The organism is Rhodococcus sp. 4CII, assembly GCF_014256275.1.
Lineage (GTDB): Bacteria > Actinomycetota > Actinomycetes > Mycobacteriales > Mycobacteriaceae > Rhodococcus_F > Rhodococcus_F wratislaviensis_A.
Genome location: NZ_JACCFE010000002.1, coordinates 1,462,478 through 1,481,704, shown reverse-complemented (window position 1 = coordinate 1,481,704; position 19,227 = coordinate 1,462,478). Strand labels below are relative to the sequence as shown.

Below are 19,227 nucleotides of genomic sequence, written 5' to 3'. Positions count from 1 at the left end.
GCCCTGTGCACCGGCTTCAGCTGCGTGTGATCGCGTCTTGCGCCGCCGTTCCCGACGCCAGTTTCTCCAGCAACCCGATCAGGGCCAGCCGCTCCGACGGTGTCAGCGCCTCGGTCCACGCCTGCTCGCGCTTGTTGTGCGTGGAATAGGTACTGACGATGGCGTCGTGTCCGGCGTCGGTCAGGTCGAGATCGACGGCGCGGCGGTCTCCGGTGGACGGCTGTCGTGTCACCAGACCGTCCCGCTCCAGCGTGTTCACCAGGGCAGACACCGCCGACCTGCTCATCCCGGACAGCGACGCCACCCGTTTGGCCTCGCACGGTCCGGCGAGCCACAGCACGAACAGCACCCGGAACCCGGGCCAGCTCCACCCGCTGGGCCGGTGGACCGCGGACTCGAGGTCGTAGACGAGGGCGCTGGTCACCCGGTGCAACGCGAGAACGAGCCGCATCGAGACAGGGTCGACGTCGGGCAACTCGTCGACGGTCTTGCCGACCGCGAAGTCCACGAAGGACAGAAAATCCAAATTGCTCTGGTCGGTCGTCTCCTCGGGCATGGATTCAGACTAGCGCCGGAAGCGATGTAGTCAAAGCATTGACCAACCCGTCTCGCGAGTACTTGTCGACGTCGGGCGGTTGATGAGTACTCACAGGCCGCGGGCCGCATTGCCCGCGTCGACGGGCAGCACGGTGCCGCTGATGTGTGCGCTGCCCTCCGCTGCGAGGAACAGCACCACCCGGCTGATCTCGGCCGCGTCCAACCATGGGACGGGCTGGGCGTGCAGGCTGCGGAACACCGGTTCCACATCGTCCGCGCCGGGTGCCTCGAGGTCGGGGCGCATCAGTCGGTAGAGGGCGTCGTTGTGGATCATCGGCGTCGAGATATTGCCCGGCGCAATCGCATTCACGGTGATACCGTGTGGTGCGAGATCGAGGGCCGCGCTCTTGGTGAGCCCGATGACACCCCACTTCGACGCCGCGTACGCCGCCATGTTGGTGCTGCCGGCCCGGCCGAGCATCGACGAGATGGTGACGATCCGCCCGTATCCGCGCCGGATCATGCCGGGCGCCACCGCTCCGACCGTGTTGAAGACGCCGGTGAGGTTGGAACCGATCGCCTCCGACCACTGCTCCTGCGTGAGTGACTGCACCGGAGCGGCCACCGAGACGCCGGCGTTCGCGACCGCGATGTCGATCCCCCCGAACTCGGATTCGGCCTCCGCGACCAGTGCGTCCATCGCGGCACGGTCGGCGGTGTCCGCCTTGGCGGTGAGGCATCGGCGGCCGACGGCGCGCACCAGTTCGGCGGTCTCGTCGAGGTCGGCCGCGGCCGCCAGGGGATAGTTCACCGCCGCGCTGTCCTCGCAGCGGTCGCACAGGACAATGTCGGCGCCGCGTTCGGCCAGCCCGACCGCGTGGCTGCGGCCCTGGCCGCGGGCGCCGCCGGTGATCAGGGCGACTCGGCCCTCGAAGTCTTCCATCGTCGTTCTCCTTGTCCGGCGAACTAGCGAAGCTTGATGCTGCCGCCGTCCGCCATCAGTGTCTGTCCGGTCATGTAGCGGGAATCGTCGGAGGCGAGGAACACCGCGACGGGCGCGATGTCCGTCTCGGGATCGCCGATGCGTTGCAGCGGAACCTTCGCGACGGAGGCGGCGGCGCGGTCGGGGAACCGTTCCTGCCAGGCGACGACGCCCTCGGTCGCGGCGAACGGGCAGATCACGTTGACCCGGATCTGATCGGCCGCCCACTCGTTGGCCGCCACCCGGCTCACGCCGCGAATCGCTTCCTTCGCCGCGGCATACGACGTCTGCGTGGGCATGCCGTCGAGCCCGGACCCGGACGCGAAGTTGATCACCGAGCCCTTCGCCGCCTTCAGCTGCGAATAACAGGCCTGCATCAGGTGCACCACGGGATAGAACCCGGTCTGGAACGAGAGGTCGAACATCTCCTGGGTGTGGTCGATCAGCAGCGCCTGACGCGACGCGTGGGCGTTGTTGACGAGCACGTCCACGGACCCGAACGCTGCGACCGCCGCGTCCCGGATCTGCTCGGCGGACTCACGGAGGGAGATGTCGGCGTGCACGAAGCGGGCGTTCGCTCCCTGTTCCTGCTCGAGTGCCCGGCCGCGTTCGTCGTCGATGTCGACGAAGAGGACGTTCGCGCCCTCGCGGACGAACACGGTCGTGATTGCCCGACCGATCCCGCCGGCGCCGCCGGTCACGATCGCCGTCTTACCGTGCAGCCTCATCGCACAGCGGCCGTGTCGCCGGTCGCCAGCGCGGCCTTCTCCAATTCGGCGACGCTGAACGCCGCGTAGTTCTCGTACGGTCCGCGGCCCGCGAAGTACGGCGTGAGGAGGCCGTCGAGCTCCTCCGGCGAGAACGCGGAACCCGCTGCGTCGAAGCGGTTCTCGACCTTCGGCGCCGCCATCAGCGCGACCATCCTGCCGTACACGACGAACACCTGACCGTTGATCTCGTCGGCGGCGGGGGAGGACAGGTAGTGGACGAGGGTGGCCACCCGTTCCGGCGACAACGGGTCGAGTCCCGCGTCGGCCGTGTTCTCGCCGAACGCGTCGGCGGTCATCGCCGTCCTTGCCCGCGGGCAGATCGCGTTGGCCCGAATTCCGTAGCGGGACAGTCCCTGCGCCGTCGACAGGGTGAGTGCGGTGATCCCGGCCTTCGCGGCCGAGTAGTTGGGCTGGCCCGCCGACCCGAACAGGAACGCCTCGGACGACGTGTTGACGACCCGCCCGTACACCGGGCCTCCGGCGGCCTTGCTCGCCTCGCGCCAGTGCACGGCCGCCGCGCGGGACGTGGCGGCGTGCCCCTTGAGGTGAACACGGATGACGTCGTCCCAGTCGGATTCGGAGAGGTTGAAAATCATCTTGTCGCGGAGGATTCCGGCGTTGTTGACGAGGATGTCCATCGACCCGAAGGTGCTGACGGCCGCATGGACGAGGCGTTCGCCCAGCGCCCAGTCGGAGACGTCGCCGGTGACGGCGGCGGCGCGGCCGCCGGTCGCGGTGATCTCCGCGGCCACCTCGTGTGCGCCGTCGCCCGTGTCGTTGACGACGACTGCGGCTCCGGCGGCGGCGAGTGCGAGGGCTTCGGCCCGGCCGAGGCCTGCGCCGGCGCCGGTGACGACGGCGGTGCGTCCGGTGAGGCTGAGTGATTCCGTCATGGCTACTCCTGATGGGAAGGAAATTAGATTTCATTCTAGTTGTATCGCATGAACAACTGATCAGTCACTACATATGTGCGATCTTGTGCAGGAATGTTTTCTATTTCTTCTGCGGATTCGGTGTCGACGACACCGGCAGCGGGCAGGTCTCGGTGAGTGGGAACTGTGGTCGACGTCACTGGGCGGCATGCCAGGTTGGGCGTGCTGATCCTCACGAATCCCCCGGAGTCACATATGCATAACATGCCCCTGTCCCCAGGCGAGGCGGAGCGCGCACCCCTCTCGCGCGGGAAGTCGTTCGCCCTCCTGGCCTTGATCATCCTTCTGGTCGAAGTCATCCCGCTCGCCTACAACTTCGTCACCCCGGCGCTGCCGGAGATCGCGAAACACTTCGGCACCGCGAACGTCGGCTGGGTGATCACCATCGTCACCCTCATGCTCGCCGCGTCGACTCCGCTGGTCGGCAAACTCGGCGACATCTACGGGAAGAAGCGGATGATGCTGGTGTCCGCCGCCGTATTCGGCGCCGGATCACTCCTCGGTGCGCTGGCCCCCAACTTCGAACTCTTTCTCGTCGGCCGCGGGCTCCAGGGTGCGGGCATGGCCATCCTCGTGCTCGCCTACGGGTTGATCCGAGACATCCTGCCCCCGTCGATCATTCCCGTGGCGGTCGGCTTCGTCGCCACCGGCATGGGCGCCAGTACCATCCTCGGCCCGATCATCGGCGGCTACCTCATCGACCACTTCGGCTACACCGGAGTGTTCTGGGCGCAACTCCTCCACGTGGCGATTGCCGGAATCGCGGTCGCGCTCTTCGTTCCCGAGACCACGTTGCGGACTCGGTCGAAGCTCGACGTGCTCGGCGCGGTCATCCTCGGACTCGGCGCCTTCGTGCTGCTGTTCGGCATCGGCAAGGCCACCGCATGGGGATACACCGCCCCGCAGACGCTGCTGTGCGTGGGAGGCGGTCTTGCCGTTCTCGCTGGCTGGCTGCTTTACGAACGTACGCCCAAGGAACCGCTCATCGACCTGCAGATGCTCAAGCACGGACCCGTCGCGAAAACGCTGGCCGCCAGTGGTTTCGTCCAGTTCGTCCTGGTGAGCCATTCGATGCTGATCCCGATGTTCGTGATGACCGATCCCGGCCTCGGTCTCGGCTACGGATTCGGCGTCACCGCCCTGGCCGTCGCGATCTACACCGTTCCCACGGGCGTCGTGTCGATGATCGCGGGCCCCGTCGGCGGGTACTTCACGCGCCGCATCGGTGCGGCACCGGTGCTGGTGTTCGGCGGCGCCTCCCTCGCGCTCGGCTCGGTCCTGCTCGCCACGCTGCACGACTCGACGGCGCAGATGATGTTCGGACAGTTGGTGATCGGCCTCGGCCTCGGTTCCGCGTCGGCGACGTTGCCGAACCTCATCATGCGCACCGTGCCGGCGCACACGCAGGGTATCGCGGGCGGAATGCTCAACCTGTCTGGCTCGCTGGGGAGCGCGATCGGCAGCCAGGTGATGATCGCGATCGTCGCGATCCCCGGTGTCGTGCTGGTGGGCCGCGCCGCGCAGTACTCGGAGAAGGGATTCGTCTACGCGTTCTTCACGCTCGCTGTCGCCGGACTGCTGGCCGCGGTGATGGGACTCCTGCTCACCCGCAACAGGATCGACCGCACCGCCGACGTGGCGGCGCCCACCTCGGAGATGGCCGCCTGACCTTCCCTCCGCGCAGAAGGCACGAGGCCCGCAGCAGTGCGGGCCTCGTGCCGGTGTCTGCAGTCAGGCACGTACACCCGCGGCAAGCAGCGAGCGCGCCTCCTCGCGGCCGTCGAGCAGTCGATTGATCCGTCGGGTCACCTTCCACTCACCGTCGATCTTGGCAAGTTCCCACCGGTTTGCCGTGATCCGGTGCACCCGGAACCCGTTGTCGTCGGAGATGATCAACTGCGACTTGCACGTGGCCACGGCGGTGTCGCCGTCGACGCGCACGTGCCCGGGCTCGAGCATGTGCGCGCAACCGCCGCCGATCCAGCCCTGATGTGCCTGCGACTGCACCATCGCCGTGATGGCCGCATGTCCGCGCATCACTCCGGTGTCGACGTCGTACACGCCGTCCTCGGTCCACAGCCGCGCGACGGCGTCGGCGGAACCGCTGTCGATGGCGGGGCCGTAGGCGGTCATCAGTTCGAGGATGGCGATCTTGTCTTCGAGCGCGGTGACCCGTTCGGCGAGTGCGCGGACGAGTTCATCGGTGCCGGTCATGGGCGGATCCTGTCTTCGGTGGGGGTGCGGAAGAAAAGGCCGAGTTGGTCGCCGAGTTGCCGGAGGGCGTCCAGTTGCTCGCAGTAGTGGTCGGCGCTCGTGGACGCGAGGGTGGCACTGACGACGGTGGTCCCGGCGTCGCGTCGTCGTTCGAGTGCACGGGCGACGGCGTCGCGGGACCCGATCGGGTCGAGCGGCGCGCCGGCGCTGAGGACCACCTCGAATTTTTCGGGGAGATCGACCTTGCCGAGCAGGGCGCACAACTCTTCGAGCGACAGGCCGAACGGCACCCACCCGTCGCCGAGCGTCGCCGCGCGGCGCAGGGATCGCAGTGTCCGTCCCCCGATCCACAGCGGGACCCGCGGCTGGACGGCGTGCGGTTCCACGACGACGCCGTCGAAGTCGAAGAACCTGCCGTGGTACTCGGGCCGCGGGTGCGACAGCGACGCCCGCAGCGCCGCGAGGGCGTCGTCGGCGCGGGCGCCCCGGTCGTCGAAGTGGGCGCCGAGCAGGTCGAATTCCTCCCGCAGGCTGCCCACGCCAAGGCCCAGCACGAGGCGTCCGCCGCTGACGACGTCGAGCGTGCCGTACCGCTTGGCGATCTCGAGTGGGTGGTGGTACCCGAGTACCAGAACCTGTGTGGCCAGGCGGATGCCACCGGTGTGGGCGGCGAGGAACCCGAGGGTCGCGAGCGGGTCCCAGTAGGTGCCGCCGCGTTCCACGGCGACGTCGGTGGGCACGGCGACGTGCTCGCTGCAGGTGAGGTGGTGGTAGCCGAGGCGGTCGGCGGTCCGGGCGATCGCGGTCAACTCCGCGATCCCGGCGCAGGCTTCCCAGTCCGCGCGGACGGAGGGGTGCGCGATGACGATGGGCGGCGCGATTCCTATGTGCATCTGTGGGTGACTCCGCTGTCGGGGATCGGTGTGTGGTCACCGTTGTACTCGAGGTGCCCGAGGGCCGTGCGGGCATTCCCGGTCACCGGACGCGATGGTTGCCCAATTTCTTCCCAGCGACGCGCACGGCTGTTAGTATTTTAAGAATTCATTTCAATTTTCGTCGGACGTATGCGTGTGACCAGGATATTTGGAGGCGTCGATGACTGTCGTCGATTCGGATGATGCACTGTCGGTACCCGCTGCGAAGAAGGATCTGCCCCCGTCGATGGTCGAGCGGATGACGCTGATCCTCGACGCGTTCGACGGCCGCACGTCGCGTCTGACCCTCGAAGAGGTGGCCTGCCGCACCCGGCTGCCGCGGTCCACGGTGCACCGCATCCTGGACCAGCTCGTCCGCCTCGACTGGGTCGATCACGCGAGCTTCGGCTACTGCCTCGGACGGCGTGCGATGGGCCTCGGCGGCGGCGACAACGGGCACAGCCAGGTGCGGGCGGCCGCGGCGCCGCTGCTGCACGAACTCCACATGCAGACCGGGATGGTGGTGCACCTCGCCGTGCTGGACGGCGCGGACAGCGTGTACCTCGACAAGGTGGGCGGGCGGATGGCCGCCACCCTGCCGTCCCGGGTGGGCGGGCGTGTTCCCGCCTACACGACCGCGGGCGGCAAGGCGATGCTCGCGTGGGTCGACCCCGAGCAGGTCGACGGCCTGTACGGGCCGCGGCTGGGCCGCCGCACGGACCGCACGATCACCGAATTGTCCACGCTGCACCAGGAACTCAACCGGATCCGGCAGCGCCGCGGTCTCGCATTCGAGCGTGGTGAGGCGGTCCGCGGAATCGGCTGCGTCGGTGTCGCCGTCCGCAGCGCGGACGGACCGGTGGCCGGTATCTCGTTGTGCGGGGACGCGCGCACCGTCCAACTCGAACGCGTCGCCCCGCTCGTCGTCGACGCCGCCCGGGAAGTCACCCGGACGTTGCACCCCGAACTGGGCGCACCCCGTCGCGGGCGCCGGACTCCGGAGATTCCGGATAACTCATGGTCGACCGAGACCCTCGATCAGCTTCTCGCGGTGCAGTCCGGCCAGTGGCTGTAGCCCCCGTGCGGGTGTGACGAGTCTCCGGACTCGCTACGCGCGCACGGGCCGCGAAGCGGCGTCGACGCCGAAACCGCCCCGGAAGAACACCATCGGACGCTCCTCGCAGACCGATTCGAGTTCGCGGACGCGTCCGATCACGACGTCGTGATCACCGGCGATGTGCACCGACTGCACGTCCGCGTGCACGCGCAGCAGGACCCCCGGCAGCGCCGGCGTCGACCACCGCGACCGCTCCCACTCGAGCCCGTCGAACTTGGAACCCCGACTCGAACCGAATCGGAAGCACAGGTCCGTCTGGTCCTCGTGCAGCACGTTGATCGTGAACCGGCCCGACCGCCGGATGCGCGGCCATGCCCGCCCCCGGTGGTCGGCGCAGAACAGGATCAGCGGCGGCTCCAGCGACACCGACGCGAACGACTGGCACGTGAACCCCACCGGACCCTCCGTGTCGAGTCCGGTCACCACCGTGACGCCACTGGCGAATTGGCCGAGGGCGCGGCGCATCTCGTCCGGTGAGGGTGCGTCCGCGCGTGTGCCAGGCTTCGTGTCGGCCGGTTCGGGTGCCATCAGATCGCCTCCGAGTGCTGTTCCGTCGCCGACCCGTTCGACGATCGTCCCCGAGGCTAGGGACGGCGCCGAAGTGTCACGAGATGCCGTCTCGGTCAGTGGAAATCCCCGTCGGGTGTCTTCCGCGGCCGGGCGGTGTCTCGCTGACCGGGATCGCTTCTGTCCGAGCGGGGGGCGCGCTGGCAACGTGATCGACCATGACGACTGACTCGAGTTACGAGGGCACCCTGAAGGAGCTGAAGACCGACCTCGGCGTGCTTCGCTACCACGAGGCCGGCGACGGTCCGCCTCTGCTCCTGCTGCACGGCTCCGGCCCCGGCGTGACGGGGTGGCGCAACTTCCGCGGCAACCTCGGCGTCTTCGCCGAGCACTTCCGCACCTTCATCCTGGAGTTCCCGGGGTTCGGGGTCAGCGACGACTTCGGCGGTCATCCGATGCTCACTGCCGGTGACGCGGTGCTCCGCTTTCTCGACGGGCTCGGACTCGACGAGGTCGCGATTCTCGGAAACTCGATGGGCGGCATCGTCGCCACCCAGTTCGCGATCGCGCATCCCGACCGGGTCGCCAAACTGATCACCATCGGCGGCATCGGCAGGAACCTGTTCAGCCCCGGCCCCGGTGAGGGCATCAACCTGCTGATGGAGTTCACGGACGACCCCACCCGGGAACGCCTGATCGCGTGGCTGCACTCGATGGTGTTCGATCCCGCCATGGTGACCGAGGAACTGATCGAGGAACGCTGGACGCAGGCCACGGATCCGGAGACGCTCGCCAGCGCCCGCAAGATGTACAGCAAGGCGGCGTTCGCGGCGGGCGCCCGGGCCGCACTCGAGTCCGACGCGACCCCGTACTGGGCTCAGCTGCACAAGGTGACGGCCCCGACACTGCTCACGTGGGGTCGCGACGACCGGGTCAGCCCACTGGACATGGCGATCATCCCGATGCGGTCGATTCCCGAGGCGGAGCTGCACGTGTTCCCGAACTGCGGGCACTGGGCGATGATCGAGCAGAAGACGGCCTTCGAGAGTGCCGTCCTCGCCTTCCTCCTCCGCAAGGACGGCAGCGGACGATGAGCGAAAGCTTCGACAGCACCGTCGATTTCCTCGTCGTCGGTAGCGGCGGCGGCGGAATGGCCGCCGCGATCACGGCGGCCCACCGCGGACTCGACACCCTCGTCATCGACAAGGGCGCGACGTTCGGCGGATCCACCGCCATCTCCGGGGGCGGCATCTGGATACCCAACGCCCCCACGCTGCGTCGGAAGGGTGTGATCGACACGAGGGAGTCGATCCGCCGCTACCTCGACATCATCACCGAGGGCACGGTTCCCGCCGACCGCCTCGACGCGTTCGTCGACAAGGGCCCCGAATTGATGGACCTGCTCGACCGCAGTCCGCACATGAAGCTCTACTGGGTGAAGGGCTATTCCGATTACCACCCGGAGTACGAGGGCGGCCGTCCGCTCGGGCGCACCATCGAATGCACGCCGTTCGACACCCGGGCGCTGAAGGAGAACGAGAAGTTCCAGCGTCCCAACAGCATGAAAGGCCCGCTGGGCCTGTGGGTCACGTCCAAGGACTACCACGACCTCGCCATGGTCAAGCGCACGTGGAAGGGCCGCAAGGCGTCACTGGTGGCGGCGTGGCGGGTGGCGTCCAACGTGATCCGCCGGCGCCACATGGCCACCGGCGGACGCGCGCTGGTGGCACGGATGCGGATGGTCCTCGAGGACGCCGGAGTGCCGCTGTGGTTGAAGACGTCCATGACCGAACTGATCGTCGACGACGCCGGAGTGGTCATCGGTGTGCTCGCCGATCGCGACGGACGGACGGTCCGGATCGGGGCCCGCCGCGGTGTGCTGCTCGCGACCGGCGGATTCGATCACAACCAGGACATGCGCGCGAAGTACCTGCCGCGGCACGGCGCCCCGGACCTCAGCGCGGGCGCCCGCGAGAACACCGGCGACGGCATCGTCGCGGGTCAGCGACTCGGTGCCGCCGTCGACCTCATGGACGACGCCTGGTGGATGCCGTCGGTGCTGCACCCGATGGGCGCCGTGATCCCGCTCGTGTCGGAGCGGTGCATTCCGCCGTCGGTGATCGTGAACGGTCGCGGCGAACGCTTCACCAACGAGTCGTCGCCGTATGTGAACTTCGTGCACGATCAACTCGACGGCGGGCACGTCCCGGCGTGGTTCGTGATGGACGGCAAGGCGAAGTCGCGGTACCCCTTCGCGCAGGTGCTCCCGGGAGTGCCGTTCCCGCAGGGGTTCTACGACTCCGGCGTCGTGCACAAGGCCGACACGCTGCGCGACCTCGCCGAGCAGATCGGTGTCAGGGCCGACACCCTCGTCGCGACCGTCGACCGGTTCAACGGCTTCGCCCGCTCCGGCAAGGACGAGGACTTCGGCCGCGGCGACAGCGCGTACGACCGGTACTACGGCGACCCGACGATGAAGAACCCGTGCCTCGACGAGATCACGCAGGGACCGTTCTACGCGATCCGCTGCGAAGCCGGCGACCTCGGCACGAAGGGCGGCCTCGTCACCGACGCCGACGCGCGGGTGCTCCGCGAGGACGGATCCGTAATCGACGGTCTGTACGCCACCGGCAACACGTCGGCGTCGGTGATGGGCAATGAATACGCCGGGGCCGGCGCGACCATCGGCCCCGCGATGGTGTTCGGCTACATCGCCGCGCAGCACGCCGCCCAGGTGAGTGGTAACGAGTCCCCGAACACACGACAGCACTCACGTGCGGGTGAGGTGGCGTGATGCTGAGCGACGCGCAGCGGCAGTCGGCCGCCCGCCTCCTGCGGAACGCCGAACAGGACCGCGCCCCCATCGACCCGCTGACCACAGTCTTTCCGGACATCGACGTCGTCGACGCGTACGAGATCGCGCTGCTCAACATCCGGGCGCGGCTGGCGGCGGGGGAAACGGTGTACGGCCACAAGGTCGGACTGTCCTCCGAGGTCATGCAGAAGATGATGGGTGTCGACGAGCCCGACTACGGACATCTGCTCTCGAGCATGGTGCACGCCGAGGGAACGCCGATCGACACCGCGCAGTTCTGCTACCCGCGGATCGAGGTGGAGATCGGGTACGTCCTCGGCGAGACCCTGCCGGGGGAGGGGTGCACCGATGCGGACGTGCTCGCGGCCACCGAATACATCGTTCCCAGCATCGAACTGATCGACTCCCGCATCACGGACTGGAAGATCGGGCTCGCCGACACGATCGCCGACAACGCGTCCTCGGCCGGGGTGATCCTCGGCGCCGGACGTGTGGAGCCGTCGAACGTCGACATCGGCGGGATCTCCGCGATGCTCTTCCGGGGCGACGAGCAGATCGCGCGGGGCGAGGCGTCGGCGGTGCTCGGCAATCCCACGAAGGCCGTCGCCTGGCTGGCCCGGAAGGTCGCGAGCTTCGGTGTGCGGCTCGAGGCCGGGCACGTGATCCTGCCCGGTTCGTGCACCCGCGCGATCGACGCCCGGCCCGGCGACGTGTTCCGCGCCGACTTCAGTGACATCGGTTCCGTATCAGTAGAATTCAAGTAAAGGCGACAACTGTGACCAAGGCTCTCGCCGCGATCGTCGGATCCGGCAACATCGGCACCGACCTGATGTACAAGCTGCTCCGCTCGGAGATCATCGAACCGCGCTGGATGATCGGCGTCGACCCCGAGAGCGAGGGACTGAAGCGCGCCGCGGACCGGGGCGTGATCGCCAGCGCCGAGGGTGTCGACTGGTTGCTCGCCCAGAACGAGCGTCCCGACATCGTGTTCGAGGCCACGTCCGCGTACGTGCACCGGGCGAACGCCCCCCGCTACGAGGAACTCGGCATCCAGGCCGTCGACCTCACCCCCGCCGCGCTCGGACCCGCCGTCGTGCCTGCCGTGAACATGGGCGAGCACCGGACTGCGCCGAACGTCAACCTCATCACCTGCGGTGGCCAGGCGACCATTCCCATGGTTCATGCCGTCTCCCGGATCGCCGACGTGGCGTACGCCGAGATCGTCGCGAGCGTGGCGTCGCCGTCCGCGGGCCCGGGCACCCGCGCGAACATCGACGAGTTCACGATCACCACGAGCCGCGGCATCGAGACGATCGGCGGCGCGAAGAAGGGCAAGGCGATCATCATCCTGAACCCGGCCGAACCGCCGATGTTCATGAAGGACACCGTGTTCTGCTCCATTCCCGCCGACGCCGACCGGGACGCGATCACCGCGTCCATCCGCGACGTCGCGGCGTCCGTGCAGGCCTACGTCCCCGGCTACCGGCTGCGCGCCGAACCCCAATTCGACGACCCGACACCGATCAGCGGCGGGCTCGCCCGGGTCGGCATCTTCCTCGAGGTCGAGGGCGCGGGCGACTTCCTGCCGCCCTACTCCGGCAACCTCGACATCATGACCGCCGCCGCCACCAAGGTCGGCGAGAGCTTCGCGACGCAGATCCTCGGCGCCAGCGTCTGAGCGCGTCCGCCCACTCACTCTTCGAAGGAATACCGATGCCCTACAGTGCTGATCTCGACATCCGGGTGACGGACTCGTCGCTGCGCGACGGCTCCCACGCCAAGCGCCACCAGTTCACCGTCGAACACGTCCGCTCCATCGTCGGGGCGCTCGACGCCGCCGGGGTCCCGGTCATCGAGGTCACGCACGGCGACGGACTCGGCGGCTCCTCGTTCAACTACGGCTTCAGCCACACCCCGGAGCAGGAGCTGATCAAGGCCGCGGTGCAGACGGCGGAGCAGGCGAAGATCGCGTTCCTCATGCTCCCCGGTCTGGGCGTCCAGTCCGACATCCGCGAGGCCGCCGACAACGGCGCGAGTATCTGCCGCATCGCCACACACTGCACCGAGGCCGACATCTCCGTCCAGCATTTCGGTCTCGCCCGCGACCTCGGGCTGGAGACGGTCGGGTTCCTGATGATGTCGCACAGTCAGCGGCCGGAGGTCCTCGCGAGGCAGGCCCGGATCATGGCCGACGCCGGCTGCCAGTGCGTCTACGTCGTCGACTCGGCCGGGGCCCTGATCCTGACCGGCGTCAGCGACCGGGTGTCCGCACTGGTGACCGAACTCGGCGACGACGCCCAGGTCGGCTTCCACGGGCACGAGAACCTCGGCCTCGGTGTCGCCAACTCGGTGCTCGCCGTCGAGGCCGGCGCCCTGCAGATCGACGGATCCACCCGGCGTTTCGGCGCCGGAGCGGGGAACACCCCGGTCGAGGCGTTCGCCGCCGTCGCCGAGAAACTCGGAATCCGCACGGGCATAGACACTCTGAAGATCATCGACGCGGCCGAGGACGTCGTCCGGCCGATCATGGACGACGACTGCCTGCTCGATCGGCTGTCGCTGACCATGGGCTACGCGGGTGTGTACTCGAGCTTCCTCAAGCACGCGGATTCCCACGCCCGCCGGTACGGGGTCTCGGGCGCGGAGATCCTCATCGAGGCCGGCCGGCGCAAGCTGGTCGGTGGTCAGGAGGACCAGCTGATCGAGATCGCGCTCGGCCTCGCGGACCGGAAGTCCGCGGAAGCCGCCGTCGCCGAGAAGAAGTCCGCCTAGGCGTTTCGCCGGGTACCGACACCAGAAAGCCGAGATCATCATGGGCCAGGTTCTTGCCAGGATCGAACAGTACGCGGACGAGATCCGCGCGGAAGGCGCCGAGGGCGACAGGCTGATGCGCCTGTCCGACACGTCCGCGAAACGGTTGCGCGACTCCGGCGTGATGCGGATGCTGCAGCCCAAGGAGTACGGGGGCTACGAATCGCATCCGCGCGAGTTCGCCGAGACCGCGATGGGCATCGGCGCCATCGACGGGGCCGCGGGCTGGGTCAGCGGGATCGTCGGCGTCCACCCCTGGGAACTGGCGTTCTTCGACCGCACCGCGCAGGACGAGGTGTGGGGCGAGGATTCCGACATGTGGATGGCCTCGCCGTACGCCCCGATGGGCGTGGCCGTGCCGACCGACGGCGGCTACGTCCTCAACGGACGGTGGTCCTTCTCCTCGGGTACCGACCACTGCGGGTGGATCATGATCGGCGCCGCGGTCGGTGACCGGGACGGCAACCGAGTGATGCCCCCGAAGATCCTGCACGTGCTGCTCCCGCGCTCGGATTACGACATCGACCAGGACAGCTGGAACGTCGTCGGATTGCGCGGCACCGGCTCCAAGGACCTGATCGTCAAGGATGCATTCATCCCGCAGCACCGGACGCTGCAGGCCGACAAGGTGTTCGACGGATCCGCGCCGAAGGCGTTCGGCCGAACCCAGACGCTCTACAACTTCCCGTTCTCCTGCATCTTCCCGCTCGGCATCACGTCCTCGCTCATCGGCATCGCCGAGGGCGCGCTGGCCTGCCACCTGAACGCGCAGCGCGAACGCATCACCGTCTCCGGCACCGCAATCAAGGAAGACCCGTACGTGCTGTTCGCGATCGGCGAGGCGGCCGCGGAGATCGCGGCATCGCGCGCGGCGATCCTCGAGACGGTCGACCGGTTCTGGGACATGACCGAGAAGGGCCAGGAGGTGTCGTTCGAACTGCGGTCCATCGGCCGGCGCACCCAGACCGCCGCCGCCTGGCGGGCAGTGCGCGCCGTGGACGAGATCTTCGCGCGCTCCGGTGGCGGTGCGCTGCAACTGAAGACACCCATGCAACGCTTCTGGCGCGACGCCCACGCGGGCCTCTCCCACGCCATCCACGTGCCCGGATCGATCTTCCACTCCTCGGCTCTGACCCAGCTCGGCGGAGAACCCCAGGGCATCCACCGCTCCATGATCTAGGCGCTTCGCGCCCGTGCGCCTTTTTGGTAGTTCCAGCAACCAGAAAGGCGCACGGGTGGCGGAGCCGCCTCCAGGAAAGGACTTCCACATGACCGACATCCGAGGGCTCGGCTACCTGCGGATCCAGACGAAGGACGTGCCACGCTGGCGTGAGCTGGTCGTGGACGGGCTGGGCATGGCCGAGGGTTCCGGCCCCGAGCCCGACGGCCTCTATCTGCGCGTCGACGAGCGACGGTCCCGGCTGATCGTCCTGCCCGGCGACACGGACCGGGCGCTCGCCGTGGGGTGGGAGGTGCGTGACCAGTTCGCTCTGCAGCGGGTGCGCGAGGCCGTCGAGAAGGCCGGTGTCGAGGTGACCGTGCTCTCGGAGGAGGAGTCCCGATACCGCGACGCCGAGCAGGTGATCGCGTTCGACGATCCGTCCGGCACCGGGGTGGAGGTGTTCTTCGGGCCGGTGCTCGACCACAGCCCGGTAGTCACTCCGCACGGCGGCCGTTTCGTCACGGGCGCGCAGGGACTGGGGCACGTGGTCCTCCCGACGCCCGCGTTCGAGGAGACTTACACGTTCTACACCGAGGTGCTGGGTTTCCTGCCCCGGGGCGCGATCCGGCTCGGACCGGCCGACGCCCCGGGACCGGCCCGCCGGGTGCGGTTCATGGGTGTCAACCAGCGCCATCACAGTCTCGCGTTGTGCCCGGCGCCGCACAGCGGCGAACCCGGGATGGTGCATCTGATGACGGAGGTCGACACCCTCGACGCCGTCGGCCAGGCACTCGACCGGCTCGGCAAGCTCGGATTCTCCATCTCGTCGACCCTCGGCCGTCACACCAACGACCGCATGGTGTCGTTCTACGTACGCGCTCCCGGCGGCTGGGACCTCGAGTTCGGCACCGAGGGCACGCTCGTCGACGAGGCGCACTACACCGCCGAGGAGATCACCGCGGACAGCTACTGGGGTCACGACTGGTCGGGTTCCGAGCCGCTGGCGGCGTTCTCGTGACGGCGTCACGGGCCCGGATCGGCGTGATGGCCGCGCTCGTCCTCCTCGGCGGAAGTGCCTGTTCCACTGCATCATCCGAGACGGCGACGGACCCGGACGCGCTCCGGCCGGGTCAACTTCTCTCGTCCCGAGCCGTCGACGACGGTCCCGCGCTGCCGAGCGCCGGACGGAACGAGGTGATCACCTACGCATCCCAGGACGGCAACGGCGACCCGGTCGTGGTGTCGGGCACCGTGTCGATCCCCCGCACACCGGCACCCGAGGGCGGGTATCCGGTGATCAGCTGGGCGCACGGCACGACCGGCGTCGCGGACGCCTGCGCCCCGTCCGCGGATTTCGCGGGTGGCCCCGCCCACGGCTATCTCACCGGGGTGGACGCGTTCCTCGACGACTGGGTCGCGAAGGGGTACGCCGTGGTGAGCACGGACTACCAGGGTCTGGGCACGCCGGGTATCCATCCGTATGTCAACGGCGACACGGAGGCGAACGCTGTCGTGGACATCGTCCGCGCCGCCCGCGACATGGATCCGGCCGTCGGCGCGACGTGGTTCGTGATCGGTCACAGCCAGGGTGGTCAGGCGGCGCTGTTCACCGCGGCCCAGGGCGCGGAGCGCGCACCGGAGTTGAATCTCGGTGGCGCCGTGGCAATCGCTCCGGGAAGCGGACTCGACCAGACGCCGCAGTACTTCCGCTCGGGTGTTCCGGGCATCGAAGCGGCCGAGTCGTTCCTCCCGCTGATCCTCCTCGGAGCCCAGGCCGCGGATCCGGCCATCGACCCGTCGGCGTTGCTGACGGAGCAGGCCCAACCGCTGTTGACGACGGCGCGGACCGGGTGCATCGACGACATTCGCAAGGTGCCGCCCGTGCCCGCCGATCAGGTCTTCCGTCCCGACGCCGATCTGGGACCGCTGACCGACTACCTGGTGCGCCAGGAGCCGTCGAGGGTCCACGTGCAGGTCCCGACGCTGGTCGCGCAGAGTTCCGGCGATCGGGTGGTGAGCAAGCCGTCGACGGACTTGATGGTGAAGACGTTGCAGGACAACGGGAACGAATTGACGTACCGGACGTACGAGGGCGTCGATCACCGCGGGACGATCGGGGCGGCGCAGCAGGACGCGCAGGAGTTCGTCGCCGGGATCCTCGCTCGCTGAGCACAGGGTGTTGACTGGCCGCACATCGCGGAGGCGCTCGGCCTCGGTTCGGCGCAGGCCGCCCAGTAGCGCCTGAACCGGGTCGCCGCCCGGTTCGCCGGTTACCACCGGCGGCTCGAACTCCACGAGGACCTCATCGCCTCCCTCGGCCTGACCCGCCGACTCGGCCTAGTCTCGAACTCATGGGCCTGCGACGTCGAGACACCATCGGACAAGAGTTGCGCGAGCTTCGCTACGAGCCGACGGCGAAACGGATCCGCGCCGTGCTGAACGGGACCACGGTGGTCGACAGCGACCGGGCGATTCTGGTCTGGGAACCGAGGCGTGTCGTCCCCACGTACGCGGTGCCCGCGGAGGACGTCGCCGCGGAGTTGTCACCGCAGCCGCCCGGCGCGGCGCGGACGGACGAGACCGGCGACGCCGGGTTCGCCCTGCCGGACGTGACGACGATGCGGGTACTCGATCCGCGGGTGCCGTTCTCGGTGCGCAGCACGGAGGGCGAGTCCGTGGAGATCCGCACCGGCGGTGCACGGTCGGCGGCGGGTTTCCTGCCCGCCGACCCGGATCTGAGCGGCTACGTGGTGCTCGATTTCGACGGCTTCGACCGCTGGCTGGAGGAGGACGACGAGATCGTCGGGCATCCGCACGACCCGTTCCAGCGCATCGACGTCCGCCGCACGTCCCGGCACATTCGGGTGATGCTGGGCGACACGCTCCTCGCCGACACCAGACGGGCTCGAATGCTGTTCGAGACGATGCTGCCGGTCCGCTACTACCTGCCGCCCGAAGACGTCGTCGCGGAACTGCGACCGAGTACGACGACAACCTACTGTGCCTACAAGGGTGAGGCCGCCTACTCGTCCGTCGTCACCGCCGACGGCGTGCTCGACGACATCGCATGGCGTTACGACGAGCCGCTCGTCGACGCGTCGGAAGTGCGGGGGCTCGTAGCGTTCTTCGACGAGCGCATCGATCTGGTCGTCGACGGTGTGGCCCGGCCCCGGCCGGTGACTCCCTGGTCCTAGTGATCCTCGCCGGCACCGGCGTCCGCGCGGCCGAGTGCGACCTCGAGCGCCCGGGCCTCGTGAGCGTGCCCGAGCAACTCGTATCCGACGACGGTGACGACCGGTGCCAGCATCACCACGATTAGGCACCATGCCATCGACACGCCCTGCGCCGCCAGCACCAGGGCGAGCGCGATCGTCGCCGCGGTCAGGACGAGGAGCAGGATGTGGAACGGGTCGGGAACCCGCACCAGATAGGTGTAGAGCAGGTACACCCCCGCGAGGAAGATCGCGACGGGCACGGCAGCGGAGAGCACCGTTGCCGTCGCGCCGAGGTGGGACGCGTGTTCGATGTAGTACGCCGCCACATGCAGCCCGGCCCCCACCGCGGCCAGCGACGCGAAGAGCACGATGTGGCTGTATCCCCAGACGAACGACCGGTTGCGATACACCTCGAGTATCTCCGCCGACGGCAGCGTGTAGTAGACCCACCACAGTCCGAACGTGAGTCCGATGCCCGCGACCGCGACGAGTATCGCGTCCAGCGTCCAGCCCTGGTGATCGACCACGGCGGACAGCGAGGTCACGGTGCCGATCACACCCTCGCCGAGCGTGATGATCACGAGCAGTCCGTGACGCTCGACGATGTGGTGTGCGTGCCAGGGTGTTCCGCCCTTGTACCGTTCGGCGATGACGGGGCCGCTCATCTCGAACAGGATGAGTATCACGCCGAGGCCGAACGCGTACTCGACGGTGAGCGGCGCGATCACCAAGGCGACCCACCCGATCTGCGCGACAACGAGCGTCGTCACATAGGTCAGTGACGCGGAACGGTGGTCGGGGTCGTGCCGGGCGGCGCGCAACCACTGGAACACCATCGCGACGCGCATGACGATGTACCCGGACACCATCACGGAATTGTCGAGTTCGACTCCGCGGTCGATGGACGCGAACATCGGCGGCATGCCGAGCGCCAGGATGACGACGCCGATCATCTGGATCATGGTGGTGACCCGGTAGATCCAGTCGTCGGTGTCGTAGGCCGAGGCGAACCAGGAGAAGTTGATCCACGCCCAGATGATCGAGAACATCGCGAACGAGAATCCCGCCAGCCCGGCGGCGACGTGTCCTTCGGCGAGGAGGTGCGCGAACTGATTACCCGCAACGCCGAACGCGACGACGAACGTCAGATCGAACAGCAACTCCAACGGTGTTGCCGCACGGTGTTCCTCGTGTGGATCTCGTCCGACCATCTTCTGGACGCGGTGGGCGAGGCTCCCGTTGTCCGGTGCA

General features: G+C 68.4%; 19 protein-coding genes. 11 read left to right on the top strand and 8 right to left on the bottom strand.

All coding sequences use genetic code 11. The features are described 5' to 3' along the window. Positions 1–16: 16 nt before the first annotated feature. The 4 genes from H0B43_RS07790 to H0B43_RS07775 form a co-directional block, all read right to left on the bottom strand. Positions 17–556, bottom strand: coding sequence for a MarR family winged helix-turn-helix transcriptional regulator (locus H0B43_RS07790; protein ID WP_185728443.1), 540 nt, complete (start codon positions 554–556; stop codon positions 17–19). A gap of 90 nt (positions 557–646) precedes the next feature. After that, positions 647–1,480: a mycofactocin-coupled SDR family oxidoreductase gene (locus H0B43_RS07785; protein WP_185728444.1), complete on the bottom strand. Its 834-nt coding sequence runs from the start codon at positions 1,478–1,480 to the stop codon at positions 647–649. Between the two features lie 23 nt (positions 1,481–1,503). Further along, complete coding sequence (locus tag H0B43_RS07780; protein ID WP_185728446.1) at positions 1,504–2,247, bottom strand: SDR family NAD(P)-dependent oxidoreductase; 744 nt, start codon at positions 2,245–2,247, stop codon at positions 1,504–1,506. After that, a complete protein-coding gene (locus H0B43_RS07775; RefSeq protein WP_185728448.1) occupies positions 2,244–3,182 on the bottom strand; it encodes a 3-oxoacyl-ACP reductase in 939 nt (312 codons plus the stop codon). Before H0B43_RS07775 ends, H0B43_RS07780 begins: the two co-directional genes overlap by 4 nt. A 243-nt stretch (positions 3,183–3,425) precedes the next feature. On the opposite strand from H0B43_RS07775, the gene H0B43_RS07770 reads away from it, so the two are divergent. Next, positions 3,426–4,889, top strand: coding sequence for an MFS transporter (locus H0B43_RS07770; RefSeq protein WP_185728450.1), 1,464 nt, complete (start codon positions 3,426–3,428; stop codon positions 4,887–4,889). Between the two features lie 63 nt (positions 4,890–4,952). Here the strand turns inward: H0B43_RS07770 and H0B43_RS07765 are convergent, their stop codons facing one another. After that, positions 4,953–5,435: a nuclear transport factor 2 family protein gene (locus H0B43_RS07765; protein WP_185728451.1), complete on the bottom strand. Its 483-nt coding sequence runs from the start codon at positions 5,433–5,435 to the stop codon at positions 4,953–4,955. Beyond that, positions 5,432–6,328: a TIGR03619 family F420-dependent LLM class oxidoreductase gene (locus H0B43_RS07760; RefSeq protein WP_185728452.1), complete on the bottom strand. Its 897-nt coding sequence runs from the start codon at positions 6,326–6,328 to the stop codon at positions 5,432–5,434. Before H0B43_RS07760 ends, H0B43_RS07765 begins: the two co-directional genes overlap by 4 nt. A gap of 202 nt (positions 6,329–6,530) precedes the next feature. On the opposite strand from H0B43_RS07760, the gene H0B43_RS07755 reads away from it, so the two are divergent. Continuing rightward, complete coding sequence (locus tag H0B43_RS07755; protein WP_185728454.1) at positions 6,531–7,424, top strand: IclR family transcriptional regulator; 894 nt, start codon at positions 6,531–6,533, stop codon at positions 7,422–7,424. Positions 7,425–7,457: 33 nt separating this feature from the next. Here H0B43_RS07755 and H0B43_RS07750 read toward each other — a convergent pair whose 3' ends face one another. Continuing rightward, positions 7,458–7,994 (bottom strand): flavin reductase family protein, encoded by a 537-nt coding sequence (locus H0B43_RS07750; RefSeq protein WP_185728456.1) that lies wholly within the window; start codon positions 7,992–7,994, stop codon positions 7,458–7,460. Positions 7,995–8,191: 197 nt separating this feature from the next. On the opposite strand from H0B43_RS07750, the gene H0B43_RS07745 reads away from it, so the two are divergent. The 9 genes from H0B43_RS07745 (at position 8,192) to H0B43_RS07705 (ending at position 17,955) form a co-directional block, all read left to right on the top strand. After that, a complete protein-coding gene (locus H0B43_RS07745) occupies positions 8,192–9,067 on the top strand; it encodes an alpha/beta fold hydrolase (protein WP_185728458.1) in 876 nt (291 codons plus the stop codon). Continuing rightward, positions 9,064–10,767 (top strand): FAD-binding protein, encoded by a 1,704-nt coding sequence (locus H0B43_RS07740; protein ID WP_185728460.1) that lies wholly within the window; start codon positions 9,064–9,066, stop codon positions 10,765–10,767. The genes H0B43_RS07745 and H0B43_RS07740 overlap by 4 nt, the downstream gene beginning before the upstream one ends. Further along, the gene (locus H0B43_RS07735) at positions 10,767–11,552 is read left to right on the top strand and encodes a 2-keto-4-pentenoate hydratase (protein WP_185728461.1); all 786 of its coding nucleotides are present in this window, start codon (positions 10,767–10,769) and stop codon (positions 11,550–11,552) included. Before H0B43_RS07740 ends, H0B43_RS07735 begins: the two co-directional genes overlap by 1 nt. A gap of 11 nt (positions 11,553–11,563) precedes the next feature. Continuing rightward, positions 11,564–12,466, top strand: a complete 903-nt coding sequence (locus H0B43_RS07730) for an acetaldehyde dehydrogenase (acetylating) (protein ID WP_185728463.1) — start codon at positions 11,564–11,566, stop codon at positions 12,464–12,466. 35 nt (positions 12,467–12,501) lie between these two features. Continuing rightward, positions 12,502–13,560 (top strand): 4-hydroxy-2-oxovalerate aldolase, encoded by a 1,059-nt coding sequence (gene dmpG, locus H0B43_RS07725; protein ID WP_185728465.1) that lies wholly within the window; start codon positions 12,502–12,504, stop codon positions 13,558–13,560. 40 nt (positions 13,561–13,600) lie between these two features. After that, on the top strand, positions 13,601–14,779 hold the full coding sequence (locus H0B43_RS07720) for an acyl-CoA dehydrogenase family protein (RefSeq protein WP_185728466.1): 1,179 nt from the start codon (positions 13,601–13,603) through the stop codon (positions 14,777–14,779). Between the two features lie 88 nt (positions 14,780–14,867). Then, positions 14,868–15,779 carry a biphenyl-2,3-diol 1,2-dioxygenase gene (gene bphC, locus H0B43_RS07715; protein WP_185728468.1) on the top strand — a complete coding sequence of 304 codons (912 nt, stop codon included), beginning with the start codon at positions 14,868–14,870 and terminating at the stop codon, positions 15,777–15,779. Further along, positions 15,776–16,930 (top strand): lipase family protein, encoded by a 1,155-nt coding sequence (locus H0B43_RS07710; protein WP_185728469.1) that lies wholly within the window; start codon positions 15,776–15,778, stop codon positions 16,928–16,930. Before bphC ends, H0B43_RS07710 begins: the two co-directional genes overlap by 4 nt. Positions 16,931–17,112: 182 nt before the next feature. After that, the gene (locus H0B43_RS07705; RefSeq protein WP_185728471.1) at positions 17,113–17,955 is read left to right on the top strand and encodes a DUF427 domain-containing protein; all 843 of its coding nucleotides are present in this window, start codon (positions 17,113–17,115) and stop codon (positions 17,953–17,955) included. On the opposite strand, the gene H0B43_RS07700 is transcribed toward H0B43_RS07705, so the two are convergent. Further along, a complete protein-coding gene (locus H0B43_RS07700) occupies positions 17,952–19,187 on the bottom strand; it encodes a low temperature requirement protein A (protein ID WP_185730071.1) in 1,236 nt (411 codons plus the stop codon). The two genes, H0B43_RS07705 and H0B43_RS07700, sit on opposite strands and share 4 nt — an antisense overlap. Positions 19,188–19,227 lie beyond the last annotated feature (40 nt).

Excerpts from the sequence above, each read along its gene's own strand:
- H0B43_RS07790 (WP_185728443.1), bottom strand. The coding sequence starts at position 556 with ATGCCCGAGGAGACGACCGACCAGAGCAATTTGGATTTTCTGTCCTTC.
- H0B43_RS07720 (WP_185728466.1), top strand. The coding sequence starts at position 13,601 with ATGGGCCAGGTTCTTGCCAGGATCGAACAGTACGCGGACGAGATCCGC.
- bphC (WP_185728468.1), top strand. The coding sequence starts at position 14,868 with ATGACCGACATCCGAGGGCTCGGCTACCTGCGGATCCAGACGAAGGAC.
- H0B43_RS07705 (WP_185728471.1), top strand. The coding sequence starts at position 17,113 with ATGGGCCTGCGACGTCGAGACACCATCGGACAAGAGTTGCGCGAGCTT.
- H0B43_RS07775 (WP_185728448.1), bottom strand. The coding sequence starts at position 3,182 with ATGACGGAATCACTCAGCCTCACCGGACGCACCGCCGTCGTCACCGGC.
- H0B43_RS07780 (WP_185728446.1), bottom strand. The coding sequence starts at position 2,247 with ATGAGGCTGCACGGTAAGACGGCGATCGTGACCGGCGGCGCCGGCGGG.
- H0B43_RS07770 (WP_185728450.1), top strand. The coding sequence starts at position 3,426 with ATGCCCCTGTCCCCAGGCGAGGCGGAGCGCGCACCCCTCTCGCGCGGG.
- H0B43_RS07700 (WP_185730071.1), bottom strand. The coding sequence starts at position 19,187 with ATGGTCGGACGAGATCCACACGAGGAACACCGTGCGGCAACACCGTTG.
- H0B43_RS07755 (WP_185728454.1), top strand. The coding sequence starts at position 6,531 with ATGACTGTCGTCGATTCGGATGATGCACTGTCGGTACCCGCTGCGAAG.
- H0B43_RS07745 (WP_185728458.1), top strand. The coding sequence starts at position 8,192 with ATGACGACTGACTCGAGTTACGAGGGCACCCTGAAGGAGCTGAAGACC.
- H0B43_RS07765 (WP_185728451.1), bottom strand. The coding sequence starts at position 5,435 with ATGACCGGCACCGATGAACTCGTCCGCGCACTCGCCGAACGGGTCACC.
- H0B43_RS07735 (WP_185728461.1), top strand. The coding sequence starts at position 10,767 with ATGCTGAGCGACGCGCAGCGGCAGTCGGCCGCCCGCCTCCTGCGGAAC.
- H0B43_RS07740 (WP_185728460.1), top strand. The coding sequence starts at position 9,064 with ATGAGCGAAAGCTTCGACAGCACCGTCGATTTCCTCGTCGTCGGTAGC.
- H0B43_RS07750 (WP_185728456.1), bottom strand. The coding sequence starts at position 7,994 with ATGGCACCCGAACCGGCCGACACGAAGCCTGGCACACGCGCGGACGCA.
- H0B43_RS07785 (WP_185728444.1), bottom strand. The coding sequence starts at position 1,480 with ATGGAAGACTTCGAGGGCCGAGTCGCCCTGATCACCGGCGGCGCCCGC.
- dmpG (WP_185728465.1), top strand. The coding sequence starts at position 12,502 with ATGCCCTACAGTGCTGATCTCGACATCCGGGTGACGGACTCGTCGCTG.
- H0B43_RS07760 (WP_185728452.1), bottom strand. The coding sequence starts at position 6,328 with ATGCACATAGGAATCGCGCCGCCCATCGTCATCGCGCACCCCTCCGTC.